Origin of the sequence: Mesorhizobium sp. LNHC209A00 (assembly GCF_000502915.1) — a bacterium.
Lineage (GTDB): Bacteria > Pseudomonadota > Alphaproteobacteria > Rhizobiales > Rhizobiaceae > Mesorhizobium.
Map to the genome: position 1 here is coordinate 1 of NZ_AYWT01000036.1, position 18,546 is coordinate 18,546.

Below are 18,546 nucleotides of genomic sequence, written 5' to 3' on the forward strand. Positions count from 1 at the left end.
CACGCACAGACTCGTGCAGGGACAAAGTCGTTCGTAACTGTGTTTTAGCCACGGATGCGCTCCATTCGTTTTTGCTCGATACGTGATGCGGGGCCTGGCCGAGCTGCCTCAATGGCGGCGGACAGACCGGCAGGACCCGCGCCAATTACCCAAAGAGCTGGGTCTGTTCCTCGACCATCAGCTCTTTGCCGGTAATGGATTTTTCATCAATCTTCATGGGGCCGGCTATCTAGTAACTGTTAGTCATCGCTTGAAGATGCGAGTTACTCGTACGCCACCCGTTCGAGATCGCACGAGAGGCTCGGCGGACGGCCGGTCGGTTACTTCATTCTGCAGGGCATGTGAACGCGCCGCTTGGGATTCTTATTCATCCAGTCTCTTTAGCCGATGTTCATTCGCTACAAGGCCTTATGTCAAATCAGTTTGTGAGTGAGCTACTCTGGTTCGAGATGAGGCCAACTCACCGTTAATACGGTAACTACGCTACTTTAGGTGCTACCGATGCTCGGGCTTCAAGCCCTTCGCCAGCCCCTGCGCCATTGTCGGAGGGATCGCGATGATCCACACCATAGGCAAGCGACGGCAGGTAATGCCTTCAATCCGCATCCACCTCTCGCCGTACAATTTGCCACTCTCGCCGCCTGATCCGCTATGTACCGATCCTTCTACGCGTCCCAATTCTGGCTCCTTGGACCAAGACGTATCTCTCCCATGTCTTATTGCACCGATGTTCGGCGACGATCACCCTCGTATCTGGCGCCACCTGACCGGTGCCGACAGGTGTAAGGGCCGCAGATTGTTCCTATTCGCTAACTATCGGCAGTGGCGTGATGGACCAATCAATCACGTCGACGGCACGTTGAAGTATCGCGTTGGTCTGAGCATGGGTGGCTGAAGCAGCGATGATATATCCGAGGCAGTCTCGGTAATCGCCTGTCCTGGCGATCGGGGTCTTAGGCTTAACATAGAATTTGACCTCGGTTACACCTGGTATAGCGGCGGCCTGGCTGCCGCCATCGATCCAATCGAGGGTACCATCGCGATCAGCAACCAGGAACCGCGCAGCCGCAGATTGGGAATGCGTTTTGCGGCAATTGGATTCATCGCCGATGACAAGTTTGATGTGCTCGGTGATGAGATCGACCCCGTAGGCCAGGCGAACCAGTTGAGGAACGGCCCAACCCCCAAGTCGCGGATTGACTTCAATGACAACTGGGCCACGCTCGGTCCACCGGAGTTCAATGTCCGTTGGTCCCCAGCCAAGGCCGAGAGCTCGCAAGCAGCTCAGCGAAACCTCGGCGATACGCTCGTGCTCGTCATCGGTCAGCGGGGCCGGAAGGGTCCACTCACGATAGACGAAATGCGGGGGAGGGCCGAAGTCCATGGTGCCAATCGCAATGAGCTCATTTCCCATTGTCTCAGCCATGTACTGCGGACCATGTACGAATTCTTCGATTAATATCCTCGGCGAAGACCGCCACAAGTGCGTTTCGCCAAACAGATAGGTCGTATGTTCGGCCAATTCATCAAGCCTGCGGCACAATCGAACCCCGCTGCTGCCGCCGCTGTCGAGGGCTGGCTTAACAATTGCCGGCAGGCCGATCTCCGCGGCAGAACTTTCTACCTCCTTCGCATTTGTTGCCACGCGGTAAGCAGGTATCGGGACGCCGGACTCCTCGAGGAGCTGACGTTGAGTGAATTTGTCGCAGCATCGTTCAATCGATGTAGGATTCGGTCCCGGTAGATCGAAATGCCGGCAGAGCTTGCCAACTGTCGCAGAGACCGACTCGCTGGGAGAGGTAATACCCGCAAGATCGTGAGTGGCAAGCAGCCGGGAACATTCGCGGATCAGCGCATCGACGTTACCTGTATCGACCCGGACGGCCTCACTCTCTTCCGCTGCAAGATAGTCGAACCGGGATGGATTAGCCGACAGGATAATTGGATGAAGACCAAGACGTTGGGCCGCTTGAGTGTAGTGCGGGCTATTGCTTGCGCCTTCAATCATGACGAGTGCTCTTCTTGCCATTGGTTGTTGCCTCTGATGTTGACTGCTTGGTTGTCCGGGTCCAAAGCGGCATCAGCCGTTGCTAAACTGAGACCTCGCACTGAACGTACCAGCCCTCAGCGATTTGCGGGCGCAATATCGTGTGAATTTATGTGAAGGATCTGTTGCAACAGCTGGATTATAGATTATACCAAAGGTCATGAAGCTCGACCGACGTGAGCCCACTCTCGCATTCCGATTGATGTGATTGTTTCGGGTTGGGCGATGAGCTTCTGCCAAGCCTCGCAGGCGGCGTCGATGAGGGCGTCGTAGTCGTCGAAGACGCGGTTGGAGAGCCAGTTGGCACGCCGATATTGCCAGACGTTCTCGACTGATGGTGTGGATGGCTCCTGCTCTCGGCCTCGCATTGCGCCATGGTCGGGCTGTCATTGTCCCGTTTGGAGGAGCCATCCATGTCAGAGCTTGCCACAGTCGGTATCGACCTCGCAAAGAGCGTCTTTCAGGTTCATGGTGTAGACGAGAACGGTCGGGTTCTCGTGCGCCGCCAGCTTCGCCGCAGCCAGTTGCTCGCGTTTTTCCAGGAGCGCCCGCGATGCCTGATCGGCATGGAGGCTTGCGCAGGGTCTCACGACTGGGGACGCAGACTTGAGCAGATGGCACATGACGTCCGTCTGATGCCGCCGTCCATACGTAAAGCGCGGGAAGACGGATGCCGCAGACGCGGCCGCCATCTGTGAAGCCGTGACACGCCCGTCCATGCGGTTTGTCGCCTTCAGGAGCGAAGTCTGCTCGTCGGTTCTGGTTCTTCACCGCACGCGGGACTTTCTGGTTCGCCAACGCACGCAGATCGGCAACGCTATCCGAGCACACATGACGGAGTTCGGCGTCATAGCGGCAAAAGGCGCACAGAACGTCGATCGATTGAAGGAACAACTGGATCCGCTGCCGGAAGTGCCCGGATGCCCGTGAGTTTGCTCTTCGATCAGTTGGCTGAGACGAACAAGCGGATCGAGCGGTTGACCGATGAGATCGAAGAGACCTACGAGCAAAGCGAGACAAGCCAGCGTCTGGCTACGATCCCTGGTGTGGGGATTCTGACGGCGACGATCATCGCGGCGACGACGCCGGATGTCGACAATTTTGATTGCGCGAGAGACTATGCGGCGTGGCTCGGCCTCACGCCCAAACCGCACTCCACCGGAGGCAAGCAGAGGTTGGGCCGGATCTCGAAGATGGGCAACCGTTATATCCGACCTTTGCTATATCTGGGCGCAATGGCGCAGATCATGCTCAGACGTAGGCTCAGGCGCGAGCCGGGATCGGATTGGCTATCAAGCATGTTGAACCGGAAGAAGGCGAAGGTCGTCGCCATCGCTTTAGCGCATCGCATGGCAAGAACAATCTTCGCAGTCCTTAGGGACGGATCGCGTTACGAGCCGCAGGCAGCCTGACAGGCTCTCGGAATGGTCAGGGCAAAGTGAGGTGATGGCGAACAAACGGAGACGAAGAACCAGGACACCCCGATTNCAGCCTGACAGGCTCTCGGAATGGTCAGGGCAAAGTGAGGTGATGGCGAACAAACGGAGACGAAGAACCAGGACACCCCGATCAATCCGAAGCGCCTCGAGCGCGCTCGATTGAGTGGGACCTGTTCTCCAAGCGGATATTCATCAGGGCGCGTAGCGATCCCGTTGCACATTCAGACGCCGTATACATGGCCGCAACCGACCTGTTCACCAAATCCAATCCGACACCCTTGACCCGCAGGAGCCATCCATACACGGGTTGAGTTCCGGGGCTCGCGACGGCAGCAGCAGCGGCGTGATGTTTCTCGGCACTTTCAGCTTGGCGGTCGTGTGCCAGCCTGCCGGTCGAGTAGCAGCACGGCGTGCGCGCCGCGCGCCACATGGCGGCTGAGCTCGTCGAGATGAAGCTGCATAGCCGCAGTGTCGGCAAACTCAGGGCTGCTCCCTTGCCGCGCGCCGGGCAGATGGCGCCGAACAGGTATGCGCTTTGATAGCGCTGGTCGGCGGGCTCCTGGGCCGCGTGCCACGGCGCGCCCATTGCCGCACGACACCGTTCTTCTGGCCAATTCTGGCTTCATCTTGAAACCACACCTCGACGGGCTTGCCCTTCGGCAGGTCGGCGAGGTGGGCGGCTAGCGTGCGCGGAAAGTTTTTTTGAACTCTTCCACGGTCCAGGCATTCTGCGCCGGATGGCGCGGCCGCGCGCTCATGTGCGAGAAGCCGAGTTCCTTCAGCAGCTTGCCCACGTAGCGCCCGTGATAGGCGACGCCGAAACGATCCTCAATGACGCGCTGCAGATCGATGCGCCGCCAGCGAACCACGCCGTCAACCGCCAGGTCCGGCCCCGTCTCGACGATTTGCACCAGTTCGGCCTTCTGTTCCGGCGACAGGCGCGGCGTGGGTCCGCCATACCAGGAATCCTTCAGTCCGTCAGGGCCATCCTCGTTGAAGCGATGCACCCAGTCCCGCAGCGGCTGGCGGTCCATGCCGCCGATCCGTGCAGCATGTTCCCGGCTCATCCCGTCCATGACCCCCAGCCAGCGACAACAAGCGCCTGCTCTGGTGACGTCATTCGCCACCTTCGCCAGTCGCCGAAGCGCCGCAGCCGAATAGTCCGTCCGTATCTTCACCGCTGCCCCCATCGCCCGAATCTGCGTAGTCCGACGAAGCCGGCCATCGATTCCGATTTGAAGCCGGCCAGTCATTCCGATTTCATTCCGGCCGGTGTTCCGATTGAAGCCGGCCATTTTTCGGACTGATCCTGGGTCTGTTTGATGTTTGGATTGGGTTTCGTTTCAGGTCAAGCGTGCGCTGTTTCGGACGCTCTCGGCGAGCGCTGTTTTCGCATGCTTTCACCGGTGAGATCGATGCGATAGGCGTTGTGAACGAGGCGGTCCAGGATGGCATCGGCCAGGGTTGAGTTTGCAATGATCTCGTACCAGCGATCCAGGGGCAGCTGACTGGTGGCGATTGTCGATCGGCGTTCGTAGCGGTCTTCAATGATCTCAAGCACATCACGCCGCTGGTCATCATTGAGTTTTTCCGGTCCCCAGTCATCGAGAATGAGAAGGTCGGTTTTGGCGAGTTGCTTGAGGATCCGGCCATAACGTCCGTCGCCTCTCGCGAGGGCAAGCGTTGCAAACAGCCGGGGAACGCGGTGATAGGCGACGGAGAAATCCTCTCGGCAAGCTTTGTGGCCAAGCGCACAGGCCAGCCAGCTCTTGCCGACGCTGGCCGGCCCGGTGATGAGAAGACTGTGATGCTTTCTGATCCAGTCGCAGCCGGCGAGCGCCATGAACAGATTGCGATCAAGACCGCGTGCGGCACGAAAGTCGGCATTCTCGATCTGTGCGTCATGGCGAAGTTTTGCAGCCCTGGCGCGGGCTTCGAAACGCTTCTGGCGGCGCATGGTAGCCTCGCGCTCGAGCAGCATGGCAAGCCATTCGCCATGCTCGAGGCCGCGTGCTTCGGATTGTGCGTCGAGTTCCTGGAAGGCAGTGGCCATGCCATGAAGGCCGAGTTCGCGCAGCATGTTGATGGTCGGATGGATGAGCATTGGTATGTCTCCTCAATGGAAGTAATCAGGGCCACGCAGATTGGCGTGATCGACGATGGCGGTCGGTTCGGTGGAATGCCTTGCGGCCTTGTGATTGGCGATGAGCGAGGCGATGCTCTTGCAGTTCAGCCCACCGATCTCGACAGCGCGGGCTGAGACGGCTTCGGCGCGATCGCGTGTGACATCGCGAAACAGGCGAAGGACACCCAGGCATGTCTTCGAAAGCCTTGTTCAGGATGTGGGCGGCTGGCGAGGATTGCGACAACCAAGCCTTCCGTCTCGGGCCCGACGGATGCGGCCCAGCGACGGAAACGATCCGGCGTCCACTCGGCATATCGCCCGTGGGAGCTGGGCATATGATCCGGATCCGTCCCATGACGAGGGCCGCCATAGCGGCGCTGATGGACGGCAATGCGCTTGCCGCGGTGGAAGATCTCGATGGTGCGTGCCGTTGCCCTCAGATCGACTTGCTGACGAATGAGGTTGTGCGGTACGGAATAGAAGAAGGTCTTGAACTCGACGTGGTAATCCGTCGAGACGCGGGCCAAACGCCGCCACTCGGCGAATTCGTAGTCTTCGCTCGGAAGGCTTGCCAGCGCAGCACGCTCGACGCTCTCAAACAGTTGCCGGCGACTGACGCCCAGCCGACGCATGACGTGATCATTGATGCGATCGAGTGCCTGGCGAATTGCGGCATAGGCCTCGGCCAGCGAGAAGAAGGTCTGGTTGCGCAGCCGCCCCAGAATGCATGACTGGGCGAAACGCACGCCGTTCTCGACTTTCGATTTGTCCTTCGGCCGTCGCGGCCGTGCCGGAAGAACGCCGACGCCATAATGGGATGCCATCATGCCGTAGCTGCGATTGATCTCGGGATCGTAGAAGCTGGCGCGGCTGACGCCCGACTTCAGATTGTCGGGGACGATCAGGCGGGGAACGCCGTCGCCTCACGGATCTCGCCGGTGTCTCGATCAACGATCGGGATCTTCTTGCCGGAATAGTCGACGAAGACCTTGTCGCCGGCGGCGTGTTCCTGGCGCATCGTCGGGGAAAGCCGCTGTTCGAAGCTGCGAAAGAGCTCGCAGAAACCGGCTGTAGCCATATCCGTCGGGATGACTTCCTCGATACTCCTCCCACAAGATGAGGAGCGTGACGCCCGGCTTCTTGAGCTCGACGGCAAGATGGGGCCAGTTCGACTCTGTGCGCTATTAGGCCGCAAGGAGGATTGGCGAGTTGCAGGTCAGGCAGTGAGAATGCGAACAGCTCGACAGGGGAGGAGCATCACCAGTCGTTTTCGTCTCATTTCATTTTTCATTTAATCATTTCGATACCGCTTAAAATTGCGGCGGCACAGGCGAATTGGACGGCAAACCTGGAGTGGCCCCCCGTTAGACCGGACAGGCAGCGGGTTGCATTAAGCACCAGCGGCCTGTGGCCTGAACTCGCGTGGCCAACGCAAGCCGGAGTCGCCAGCAAGGCCAAGACAGTTTCGGCGTGGTGCAGAATGACGTTTCGGGCGTAGCCCGGTTCAGCGTTTTAATGAATGCCTCGGAGATTCCGTCGCTTTGCGGGGAGCGTAAGGGAGTGAAGGTGAGCCTGAGGCCGATCCTGACGCCGCCTTGCTGGAAGGCTTGAAGGCCAAAAGCGTCCTCGCCGACAAGGCCTGTGACAGCAACGCCTTGCGCCAGATCATCACCGAAATGGGGGCTGAAGCTGTCATCCCCTGCAATCCGACCCGCAGGATGCCGATCCCTACAACTCGAACCTTACAAGGCCCGCAACTTCATCGAGCGCCGCTTCAATAAACTCGAGCACTTCAGAACGATCGCAACACGCTACCACCGACGCGCCGTACACCTTCCTCTCATTCATCCAAATCGCTCGCGCCATCCTATGGATGCGATGAATATCGATTCAGCCTAGAGGTCTGCCACTCCGTGCATGTGCATGTAGAAGTCGGAATTGAGGCGATGAGGCGTTTGGTATAGGGGTGCTGCGGCTCCGACAGGACCTGATCGACCGAGCCTTCCTCGACCACTTCACCGAGATAAAGAACAACGATGCGATCGGCGATCTGTCGCACGACCGCGAGGTCGTGGGTGATGAACAGGAAAGATAGGCCGCGCGCAGCCTTCAAATCCTTGAAAAGATTGAGCACCTGCGCCTGCACCGAGACGTCGAGCGCAGAAACGGGCTCATCGCACACGAGCAGGCGCGGCGAGACGGCGAGTGAGCGGGCGATGGCGATGCGCTGGCGCTCGCCTCCCGAGAGTTGCGCAGGCCGCCTTTTCGCGTAGTCCGCCGTCAGGCCCACTTCTGTCAGAAGCCGAGCGATCGTGCCATTCATATCGCCTGAGAACTTCCTGACGCGCAGCGATTCCGCAAGTGTCTTGCCGACAGAGTGGCGCGGGTTGAGCGTTGAGTAGGGATCCTGAAAGACCATCTGGACCGTACGGCGCAGATAAGCGCGGTCGTCGGGCTGCAGGGCCTCGAAATCGTGAGCGTCGATGCCATCGATCTCGATCTTGCCCGTAGTCGGCGTTTCGAGACCAAGCAGGCAGCGTCCGAGCGTGCTCTTGCCCGAACCGGACTCGCCGACTAGGCCGACGCTTTCGCCGGGGGCGATATGGAAGCTCACGCCTTTGAGCGCGTGCGTTGCGATCTTGCCGGGGAAGACCTTAGTAATGGCCTCGACCTTTACCAGAGGGTGCTCGTTCGCCGGACGCGCTGGGATGGCTGGTGCGGCCTCCAATGCTGCGCGGCGAAGCGCGTCAAGTTCGCCCTGGATTTCGGGCTGGCGCAGACACCGGGTGAAGCGGCCAGGGGCGCGCTGCTCTAGGGCAGGGCGCGCCGCGCGGCAGCGCTCGTCGACCCAGTCGCAGCGATCCGCAAAAGCGCACTGTCCTACGACGGCATGGGCCACTGGAACGCGGCCCGGCATGGCGACGAGGAGCTTGACCCGCTTGGTGGCTGGAGGCTCGGAGAGGAGCAAGCCCGCAGAATAGGGATGGAAGGGGCCGGAGCCGAGATCGCCGGCCCGGCCGATCTCGACGACCGAGCCGGCATATAGTACCAGCACGCGGTCGCAGGTGGAAAAGGCGAGACGCAGGTCGTGAGTGATCAGGATAAGGCTCATGCGGCGTTGCGCCTGGGCGCGCTTCAAGAGTTGCATGATCTCAGCTTGCGTGGTGACGTCGAGGGCGGTCGAGGGTTCGTCGGCAATCAGGATTTCGGGATCGCGAGCGAGCGAGCTGGCAAGCGCAATGCGTTGGCTCATGCCTCCTGAAAGCTGAAATGGAAACTGATCGGCGACGGCGGGATTATCGATACCTACTTCCGCAAGGCGGCGCTCGACCTCGGCGCGCCGTGCCTCGCGATCGTGGAACATGGGATCATCCCTCAGCGTCTCGTCGAGATGCCGGCCGGCGCGCATCACGGGGTTCAGCATGGTGAAAGGGTCTTGTAAAAGCATCGAGACGCGACGGCCGCGCAGCCTCTGCCAGTCACGCTCGGAAAGACCGTTGAGTTCGCAGCCTTCGAGCTTCACCGAACCCTTTGCGGTGACGCCGGGAGGCAGTAGGCCGGCGATAGCCTTGGCCGTGAGCGACTTGCCCGAACCGGATTCCCCTACGATGGCGAGAGTCTCGCCTGGTGCGACGTGGAAGCTGGTCGGCATCGTGATCACAAGGTGGCCACTGGAGATGGCGAGATCTTGAACGGTGAGGAAATTCTGCGGATCCGATGCCAAGGTCATCCGATGAACTCCTCGAACAGCCAGTCGCCGATCAGGTTCATGCTGATGGCAGTGAGGATCATGGCGAAAGCAGGGACCAGTGTGCCTAGCGGATTCCCGCCAAACAGCAGGTTGCGGTTCTCGCTCAGCATTCGGCCCCAGTCGGCAGTGCCGGGCTCGACCCCCAGGCCGAGAAAGGAAAGACCGGCAAGATTGACAAGCGCGAAGGCAAAGTCGATCGAAACATAGGCGACGATGATAGGCAGGATATTCGGGAGGATGTGAACGAGAAGGATGCGGCGTTTGCTGATGCCGAGGGTGCGGGCCGCATCGACATAGGGGCGTGGGCGCTGCTCCAGCACGGCGGAGCGCACGATCCGAGTGTCAGACGGAACAAAGGTGGTGAGCAGCACCGCGACAGCCACCCAGTAGCCACCGCCCATGACCCCGACCACGACAATGACGATGAGCGTCGACGGCAGACCGTGCATGAAGTCAACCCAGCGCATGATGAGGGTATCAATCCAGCCGCCGAGATAACCTGCGAGTAGGCCGAGAATAGTCGCCACCGCAAAGGCCCCGGCAGCGATCACCATGGGGCCAACGAGCGCGGTCGAGGCCCCGTGGATGGTGCGGGAGACGATGTCGCGACCGAGCGAATCGGTGCCGAAAATTAAGTCGGGGCTGGGAAGCGATACGCCGACCCCGAGGCGCTGCAGTGATGGATCGTAGGGCGCGATCCAGGACGCAAGTACTGCGCACAGAACAACTACGCCTACCACGACGAAAGCCAGGCAGACCAGCAGCGGCATCTGGGCAAGACGGCGTGAGATGCGGCGAACTGGATGGGCGTCGATCGCCTCTGGAAGCGTCATGACTTGACCCCTTCAAATCGGATGCGCGGGTCAATGAGAGTGTAAAGGATATCGATGAGAAGATTGGCGACCACGACTAAGAGAGAGAAAACCAACGTCGCGCCCTGGATGAGTGGAATGTCGCGCTTGGATACTGCATCGACCATGAGGGTGCCGAGACCAGGGAGCGCGAAGGTCACCTCGACATAGACGGAGCCTGCGACGAGGCTGACGATGACAAGACCGGCCGCCGTGATCACCGGTATGAGTGCATTGCGCAGGACATATTGCAGCAGCACGCGTCGCGCGGAGAGCCCCCGCGCGCGCGCAAAGGTGACGTAATCCTTAACCATTGTCTCGATCATGGCGGCGCGGGTAATCTTCATGACGATCGCCATCACCGAAAAGGCCAGAGCAATGGCAGGTAGTGTGAGGTGCCACAGGCGATCGAGGAATCTATCGCCAGCACCAAAAGTGGGAAACCAACCAAGGATGACGCCGAAGAGATAAAGTAGGAACAAGCCGGTGACGAAGGGAGGTGAGGAAATGCCGAGGAGGCCGAAGATGACGGTCAGCCGGTCGATCCAACGACCGCGCCGTAGCGCCGCCCAAGTACCCAACCCTATGCCAGCGCCGAGAACGATCACCGCGCTCATGGCCGCCAGGAACACTGAAATACTGAGGCGTTCGGCGATGATGTTGATGACGCGACGATTTCCAGAGATCGAACGGCCGAGATCCCCCTGCAGCACCTGCCACAGCCATTTGAGGTATTGGACGATGAAGGGATCGTCAAGATTGTAGCGCTCGCGCAAGAAGGCGATAGCCCCGGGAGTCATGGCCTTGGCGCCGAGCAATGTCCGCACCGGATCGCCTGGTGCGAGATAGATCAGGCCGAAGACGATGACAGAGACAGCAATCAGCAGGGGGACGGCTTGAACCAGCCGGATGAGGATGATGCGAACCACGTTGGACTGCATCAGCACGCCCCCTTCACATAGCGATCGAACCAGTCAAGCGTACGCCGTGCCTTGTCAAACCGGTGCGCACTTTCCTCGAAGCTGTGTCCTTCGCGCGGGTAAACCACGAGCTCTGCCGGGACGCCGCGTTCCAGCAGCGCGCTGTAAAATTCCTGGCCCTGGCCTAGCGGCGTGCAGCGGTCGAGCTCCCCATGGATAATCAGGGTCGGCGTGGTGGGTCTGTCCAGGCGAAAGAGCGGCGAGCGGTCGATCGCAAGCTTGCGGAAGCGCTCTTCTTTGAGCGGCCCGCCTACGATGTACTCGACGAAATCGTGGTTGCCCGAATAGTGGCAGCTCCAGTAGCTGGAGATGCCAGCGACCATTACCGCCGCCTTGAATCGGTTCGTGCGCGCCACCGACCAAGCGGTCAAGTAACCGCCATAGCTGGAGCCGGTCACCCCGATCCGGTCCATATCCGCAATACCTACGGCAATGCAGTGATCAATGCCGGCCATGATGTCGTCCCACTCAGCGCCGCCAGGGTCGCCGAGAATGAGCTGCGAGAATGGTTGCCCCCAGCCCGCGCTTCCGCGATAGTTCGCCCGGAAGACGGCATAGCCCGCCGCCGCCGCATGCAGCGCGAAGCCAGGATTGAACGAATGCTTCGCTGAGAAGGTCGGTCCACCGTGGATCTCGACGATGGTGGGCAGAGGTCCGGGCTTGCGGTTCTTCGGCAGCAGCACGAGGCCCTCCAGCGCAAGGTCATCCTTACCTTTCCAATTCACCTCGCGCACGTCCGGATAGTCAGGGTAGTCCGCCATGACCTTCGCGTTGAGCGATGTCACCGGCAACCAGTCGGACCTGGGATTGGCTTTAAAAACGATCTCAGGCGGCCCGCCCACCGCTTCGCGGATCGCGGCAAAACCAGCGTTGTCCGGCGCGGGCGCAATGGTCGCGAGTAAGCTATGAGGGCCAACGACCGCATCCTCTCGCGCAATGTGCTCAAATGTGCCGTCGAGCCGGACCGCACCATAGGTGGAGCCAAGGCGCGACCAGCCAGCGAACCATAGGCTCACATCAGTGCGCCACGACACTGACGTGATGCTGGACTGTTCATTGGCCGCCAGCGATGTGACCTCGCCAGTGGCGAGATCCAGAATGCGCATCTCGCCGGCGACCAGCCCCCGGTCGCTCGACCAGCCTTCGAGGAAAGCGATCTTGGTCCGCGACGGTGAAACGGCTGGCCCCTGCAGTTGCCATCGCGGGTCGTATAGCCCCGTGACCGCGCGCGTCGCGAAGTCCAGTTGCGCCAGCTTCCCATGGTACCACCCGCGCTCGCTGGCATCGGCGGAGGTGAGCACCACGGCGCCATCATCACCGAAAAGGTCGAACTCCCAAACCGTCGCGTCGCGCGGCCCGACCTCGACGGTCTGGCCGTCAGATGCCGATACCCTAAACAGCCGCCGGCGTGCATCGGTCGGGTTGATAACGGCCGGATCTTCGGTGGCGCCCCACCAGATGCGCGTTGCGCTCTTGATCGCGGCGCTATCCAAGCCGCGATCCGCCGCCAGCACGACGAGCGCGCTGCCGTCGCTGGTCCAGCGTATGTCTTCAATCGTGCCGGGAATATCGCCCAATGAGCTCACAGTGCTGCCCGCAAGGATGAATAGGTCCCCTTTGCCTTGCGTCTTGCGGTCGGACGCAAAGGCAATCCGATCGTCGACGGGCGAGAAGCGCGGCGCGTAATCGCCGTTCGGACCATGTGTCAGTTGGCCGGCGGCGCCGCCGAGGCCGAAGCGCCAGATACGGCTTTGATCGCATTCGTCGGCCTCACGACCGCACCGAATTGCGGCAACTAGCAAACTGCCGCCCCTCTGCCAGGAAATATCCGACGCATACCGGACATCGTCGAGCCGTCCGACGTTGTCGCTAAGCTTGTCCATAGGAGAAACCTAACTTCATATAAGTTTATAGGATGGGTTGGGAAAGTGCCGGCGGCGCCGCGTCAGAATCACGCGAGAAGGGACCGCGATTGCCAGGTCCTCCTCACGTGCGCCGACTTGCCGGCTACTTCGGACCGAAGCCGCGCATGGCCCACGGAGTGTTGTAGTAGAGCGCATTGTAGCCGGTCAGCTTGTATTTGTTGCTGATCGCCATGGCCGAGTCCGGCCAGAAGATCGGCACCACCGCCGCGTCCTGGTTGGCAATCCTGAACACCTGCTTCAGCGCTTCGCCGCGCTCCTTCGGATCCGACTTCTCGTTCGCGGTAGCAAGCGCCTTGTCGACCTCGGGATTCTTGAAGTTGGAGGCGTTCATGCCGTCCTTGGCCGCATTGGCGCTGCTCAAGAACAGGGATGGATAGTTCGAGGGGTCAGCGAAGTCAGGGGCGTATCCCATGATCTGCATGCCGAGGTTCTCATGCCTTAAATAACCAGCAAACCACTGGGTGTTGTCTGTCTGCTGCACCTTTGTCGTGATGCCGATCTGCCTGAGGTTCTCTGACACGCTTTGAAGGATATTGGTCATGTAGGGATCGGTATTGGAGTTCGGCACAATCACCTCGAATCCGTCCGAATATTTCGACTGCTTGAGCTCCGCCTTGGCCTTCTCCAGATCGAATTGGTAGGTCGGCAGCGTGGCGTAGAACTTGCGCACTTCGTCCGGTGGCATAATACCAGCCCACATCCCCGGTGGATTGATCGCGGTCGCGGGCTCGCCGTTTCCCTTCAGCAGCGCCTTTACCAAGCCCTCTCGGTCGACTGCATATGAAATCGCCTTGCGCACGTGGATGTCGTCGAACGGCGCCGCTGACTGGTCGAGGGTAAGTAGATACACGCCCAGCGATGGCTGCGTGATGACATCGACATTGCCCAGCGCCTTCCACTGGTCGATGTCGGAGACCGAGACATTGAAGGTGCCGTCGATGTCGCCGTTCTGCATAGCGAGGATTCGCGTCTGCTCGTCAGGAATGGCGACAATCGTGATCTTCTTGATAACCGGCTTGCCGCCCCAGTAGTCATCGCGGGCCTCGAGCACGACACGTTCTGCCGGGACGAATTCCACGAGTTTATAAGGACCGGTTCCGAGCGGCAGGAGATCGGGCGTTCCGAGATCATCGTTACCCAATTGGTCCTTCTTGAACAGGAATCCGGCCATAAGTGCGGCCCAGTACTGGAATTGCACATTGGGCGATTTGAGCTTGAAGGTGACGGTGGCCGGATCAGTCGCCTCGACGGAATCCACGGAAGAGTAAAAGGACGCGACCTGCGAGCCGCTATCCGGGCTCAAATGGTACTTGACAGTCGCAACCACATCCTCCGCGCTCAGCGGCGAGCCATCGGAGAAAGTAACACCTGATCGCAAATGATAGACCACGGTGGTGGGGTCGGTCAGTTCCCAGCTTTCGGCCGGGCCAGGTACCATGGCAAGGTTATCGCCGAACAAAAGCGGGCCTTCCTGCACAAGCGACATGATTACGCCGATGCCGGTCGACCAGGCGTGAGGTACAAAAAGCGTTTCCGGGACGGTGGGCAGCGACCAGGTGATCTCGTCGATCGTCTCCTGACCACTGGCAGCTCTGATCATAACCAGCGTGGAAGCCAAAGCTGCGCCCGAACTCAACGCCAGAAACCCTCGGCGGGACATTGTTGTCATCATCGTGCAACCCCTCTTTGTCTTGTTTCAAGCGATATTTTATTTGTTCCGGCCGAAGCCTATGTGGTAACGAACATAGCCGCCGATGCGTAGGCAGGTTTCCGTGCCCGCAACGTAGAAGTAGCCGGCACCATAGACGTCGCAGATCTTGACGAACTTAGCTGTTCCGGCTCGACGACGGGCGTCGGCGGCGCGCGCACCGGAAACTGCTATCAGCATCTCTCTCTCCACTCCCACGATCGAAAAAGATGCGCATCGCGCTGCTTCCTCGCAGTTTGACTGCTATCCTACGGTATTGAATAGCGCAATATATGTATGGTGCGCCAGGCGGAGATTTATGCAACAGTGACTATTATGTCACGAAAATAAGAGATATAGACCCTGCTATACAAACTATACAAACTATACAAACTATACAAACTATACAAACTATACAAACTATACAAACCATACGGGATGCACAGTTTGCACGATATTGGAACTACATTACGCAGTGCGTAGTGGTGCGTGCGACCATCAATAGAGTTCTCACAGGCGACGGCGGAACCAACCGATTGCCGGTGCACCGATTTGCAGTAGGGTTCGTCAGTTACGCTTCATGCGGAGGAGAAGTCTCGTGCGGCTAAGATGACTTCTGCAGCCAGGTGTTGCCGGAGCATCTCTATGGGAATTCGGCCTTCAAGCCGAGGTGAAGGGGAGGTTAGCCAAAGCCACGCCTGTCTGGGATCGGCGATCGAGGAGAGCACCTGTCGTATTCCAGGCGCAGGCCCGCCGTCGATGAACTGAGCCAAGGGAAAAACATGCTTGCGCGCGCCTTTCCGCAACGCGACTACATCATTGTGGCGTTGCCACCAATGCAATGTCGATCGCGGTATGCCGAAGTGTTCTTCCAGATAGGTGGGCCCTGCAACCGCGCCCGCCCAGTCTTCAATGCGCAGGCAATAGCTTTGCTGATCTCGCGCTTTTAGCACTGCGCACCCATACGCGCTCTCGCTTCGCGCCGTGAGACAAGCCACCTCACGGGCGCTTTCATTGAAACGACGCACTGCTTCGGCTGCGAGCCTCCGAACAAATTCGAAGGCCAGGGCGGTCAAATCGTCATGAATCCCTTGTAGGCGTGTTGCAGAAAGTAAATCGGTGGCAGCGATATTGCCAATCCCCATGTGCGATGAGAGTGAACTCCTTTCCTTTATAACCTCCTCGTATTGAGTCAGAACGCGCTGGACCTCTTTTGCAACCAAGCTTGAAAGCTCGTGCTGGCGAGGTTCATTTCCAAAATCAAATGATTTTGTCATGTGTGGCTCCCTTGCCGCGTAAGAGTCTGATTCCCTGCGGGATCTAATTGTGCTTATGGGCTATGTATGTGGACAGTCCATCGCCTCGGTTTGACGGCGGATTGAAGTCTCGGGCCTAATGGCGCTGAGGCGCGGATCGTCTTCTGCAGCACCGCCTTCTACGGGCCCATCACCATACGGCTTCAAGGCGCGAAATGAGGCGAGGTGGACGTGGAATGCTAGGCCCTCGTAGCGCAGCTATTGATATTGTTTGAGAAGTGCGCAACTCGACACGGCTTCAGCGGGTCGGCCAGTCGGTCACTGACAGTTGATCATGATAACGGGCCACCTCCTTGTAGCCATGCGAGGTCGCGATCAGAATCACGCGTGCATCCGGCTCGATTTTCTTTTCCGCGACTAAATTGCGCAGACCCGTGAGTGTGGCAACGCTTGAGAGTTCAAGGTACAGGCCCTCTCTTGCAAGAGTCGCCTGATCCGCTGCAACTTCAGCATCCTGGACCGCAACCGCGTGACCGTCAGCCATCTCAAGTGCCCGCAGGGTTTGCTGGGTGACGGTGTTGCCCCCAATCGAGCCCATGGTGGTCGCGTCAGGAAAATCCCCGACCAGCCCTTGTCCAGATAGCGCTGCGCCAATTCGGGGAAACGGCTCGACCGCATGAACCTTGGGTTTTGAGTGGATGAGACCTGCCTCGCTAAGGTCCTCGAAACCTTTCGCTATACCCCACAGCAGGTCGCCTCGCGCAGTGGGAACGACGATGTCCGTCGGTGCCTTTTGGCCAAACTGCAGGTGAAGCTCGAAAGCGACGGCACGATAACCGTCGACACCGAAATGATTGCTCCCAACGGGGGGAATTGTGTAGTTGGTGGCCGGATACCAGTTGCCTTTCCTTGCGTGGTTCGCGATCAGTGACCAGCGGTCATCATCGGTTTCAGTGGCAATGATACGAGCACCGTGCATTTCGATGGCGCGGCGCCAGCTGGGACTGATGTCCGGTGTTGAGACAACGACGCATTCAAGGCCGCCTCGCGCGGAATAAGCCGCCATTGATACGCCAGCGTTTCCGCTTGAGGCGATTGCGACCGTCTTTATTCCAAGCGCGACCGCTCTCTGGGCAACGAAAGATCCCATTCTGTCTTTGTGAGAGCCCGTAGGATTGGCGAACTCGTTTTTAGTATGCAAGCTGGCTATGCCGAGAGACGCGGCCAGGCAAGGCAGACTTGACAAAGATGTCTTGCCTTCGCCCAGGTCGGATAGCGGATAGGAAAGCCAGTCGCTAAGTGTTTCATAGTCCAGTGTAGTAGGCCACTCAGCGTAGTGGGGCGCAACGCTTGCAGGTGCCCCCGCACTTGAACATTCCGGGCAGCCTTCAAAGTAGTCACCAACCGGATAAATGGCGTCACATTGGATGCATTTCATACCGGCGATTCTTGGATTAATCTGGTTTGGCACGGGATTATCCTTGGAGATGCCGAGGTGCCAGGTCCTCCATCAGTTCAAACAGGCAATCCCCGCGCCTCACTAAAGTCGGAAAACGCTTGCAGGCGATCAACCCACCTCGGGCAAAGCGGATTTCCTCAGGCTCAATGTAAGGCTTGTCGATAGAGTGAAGCAGTGCAGCAACTTGCCCCTCCGAGACCTCATCCCCGAGATCAACCATGGGCTCGTACAACCCGTCAGCGTAGGCATAGACCAACAGGTCGGTGCCAGAGCCATTCATAATGCGGACTGGACCGGGAGCCGAGACGTCGCACGACGGCAAAATCCCGACGTGCTTGAGAAGCCTGAGGACTCCCTGCTCTGCGAGGTCTAACCCCTCTCGGTTGAGCGTCGCGCCTCCGCCTAACTCCGCAGTGATAACAAGTGCGCCAGTACTCTCGGCTGCGGCTGGCAGGGTGGTGTTCCCGCCACCGCCGCTGCCGTCCGTCATTAACCCTATTGGGGCGCCGAAGACGTCCAGCAGTTCAAGGAGCTTTTCCTGTTGCTTTGCTGTTGTTCCGGGTCGGATCAGCGCAGAGGGGAGGTAATCAAGTGAACGGCCGCCCGCGTGCAGGTCAACCACCAGATCGGTCGTCGGCAGGAGAACCTCGGTCACGTAGTGCGCGATCATCTCCGTCGCCGTGCCGTGCGCCCGACCCGGATAGAGACGATTGAGATTGCCCTCATCGATAGGCGAAACACGTCGTCCAGATCTTACGGCTGGGAAATTCAGGGCTGGCAGTATTATGATGCGCCCTTCAATCTCGCTTGGCTTTAACTTCCTGGAAAGCCGCATCAACGCGATTTGCCCCTCATACTCATCGCCGTGCGTGCCGGCAATCAATAGTGCCGTAGGTCCGTCCCCGTTCTTCAGGCAGATCGCCGGGATCGGTATCCAGCCATAGGCGGACAAATCGGTTGAGATAGGGAGGCGCAGGCAATCGGTTTGTTTGCCGTCCTTATCAAAATCTATGGAAGACCAGATGC

Annotated in this window: 12 protein-coding genes and 5 pseudogenes; 1 reads left to right on the forward strand and 16 read right to left on the reverse strand. The window is 59.2% G+C overall.

The features are described from left to right. Positions 1-802 precede the first annotated feature (802 nt). Entirely contained in the window at positions 803-2,029 is a 1,227-nt protein-coding gene (locus X739_RS137110) for an acetyl-CoA carboxylase biotin carboxylase subunit family protein (protein ID WP_023796563.1), read from the reverse strand. A 176-nt stretch (positions 2,030-2,205) separates the two neighbouring features. After that, positions 2,206-2,379 (reverse strand): annotated as a pseudogene (locus X739_RS1000000171030) (IS630 family transposase); the annotation flags it as partial. A gap of 81 nt (positions 2,380-2,460) precedes the next feature. Here X739_RS1000000171030 and X739_RS01000000166905 point away from each other — a divergent pair. Next, positions 2,461-3,459 (forward strand): annotated as a pseudogene (locus tag X739_RS01000000166905) (IS110 family transposase). 330 nt (positions 3,460-3,789) lie between these two features. On the opposite strand, the pseudogene X739_RS1000000171035 reads toward X739_RS01000000166905, so the two are convergent. The 14 genes and pseudogenes from X739_RS1000000171035 to X739_RS137060 all read right to left on the reverse strand — a co-directional run. Further along, a pseudogene (locus tag X739_RS1000000171035) lies at positions 3,790-4,676 on the reverse strand (IS630 family transposase); the annotation flags it as partial. Positions 4,677-4,834: 158 nt separating this feature from the next. After that, a complete protein-coding gene (gene istB / locus X739_RS137100) occupies positions 4,835-5,590 on the reverse strand; it encodes an IS21-like element helper ATPase IstB (protein ID WP_023796571.1) in 756 nt (251 codons plus the stop codon). Positions 5,591-5,715: 125 nt separating this feature from the next. Continuing rightward, positions 5,716-6,357, reverse strand: a complete 642-nt coding sequence (locus X739_RS1000000170125) for a hypothetical protein (protein WP_198026195.1) — start codon at positions 6,355-6,357, stop codon at positions 5,716-5,718. A gap of 155 nt (positions 6,358-6,512) precedes the next feature. Next, complete coding sequence (locus X739_RS1000000170130; protein WP_023796573.1) at positions 6,513-6,689, reverse strand: IS21 family transposase; 177 nt, start codon at positions 6,687-6,689, stop codon at positions 6,513-6,515. Positions 6,690-7,051: 362 nt separating this feature from the next. Beyond that, a pseudogene (locus tag X739_RS1000000171040) lies at positions 7,052-7,194 on the reverse strand (IS3 family transposase); the annotation flags it as partial. Positions 7,195-7,478: 284 nt separating this feature from the next. Further along, entirely contained in the window at positions 7,479-9,341 is a 1,863-nt protein-coding gene (locus X739_RS137095; protein WP_023796574.1) for an ABC transporter ATP-binding protein, read from the reverse strand. Then, complete coding sequence (locus X739_RS137090; protein ID WP_023796575.1) at positions 9,338-10,195, reverse strand: ABC transporter permease; 858 nt, start codon at positions 10,193-10,195, stop codon at positions 9,338-9,340. Before X739_RS137090 ends, X739_RS137095 begins: the two co-directional genes overlap by 4 nt. After that, entirely contained in the window at positions 10,192-11,154 is a 963-nt protein-coding gene (locus X739_RS137085; protein ID WP_031252650.1) for an ABC transporter permease, read from the reverse strand. The genes X739_RS137090 and X739_RS137085 overlap by 4 nt, the downstream gene beginning before the upstream one ends. After that, on the reverse strand, positions 11,154-13,076 hold the full coding sequence (locus X739_RS137080; protein ID WP_023796577.1) for a prolyl oligopeptidase family serine peptidase: 1,923 nt from the start codon (positions 13,074-13,076) through the stop codon (positions 11,154-11,156). The genes X739_RS137085 and X739_RS137080 overlap by 1 nt, the downstream gene beginning before the upstream one ends. A gap of 124 nt (positions 13,077-13,200) precedes the next feature. After that, positions 13,201-14,790: an ABC transporter substrate-binding protein gene (locus tag X739_RS137075; RefSeq protein ID WP_031252651.1), complete on the reverse strand. Its 1,590-nt coding sequence runs from the start codon at positions 14,788-14,790 to the stop codon at positions 13,201-13,203. 48 nt (positions 14,791-14,838) lie between these two features. After that, positions 14,839-15,006 (reverse strand): annotated as a pseudogene (locus X739_RS137070) (porin); the annotation flags it as partial. A 377-nt stretch (positions 15,007-15,383) separates the two neighbouring features. Further along, positions 15,384-16,082 (reverse strand): antitoxin Xre/MbcA/ParS toxin-binding domain-containing protein, encoded by a 699-nt coding sequence (locus tag X739_RS137065; RefSeq protein ID WP_023796580.1) that lies wholly within the window; start codon positions 16,080-16,082, stop codon positions 15,384-15,386. A 277-nt stretch (positions 16,083-16,359) separates the two neighbouring features. Further along, positions 16,360-17,532, reverse strand: coding sequence for a pyridoxal-phosphate dependent enzyme (locus X739_RS0136280; protein ID WP_051410665.1), 1,173 nt, complete (start codon positions 17,530-17,532; stop codon positions 16,360-16,362). A 4-nt stretch (positions 17,533-17,536) separates the two neighbouring features. Next, positions 17,537-18,546 (reverse strand): succinylglutamate desuccinylase/aspartoacylase family protein (locus X739_RS137060; RefSeq protein ID WP_023796582.1); only part of this gene is annotated, 1,010 nt, incomplete at its 5' end.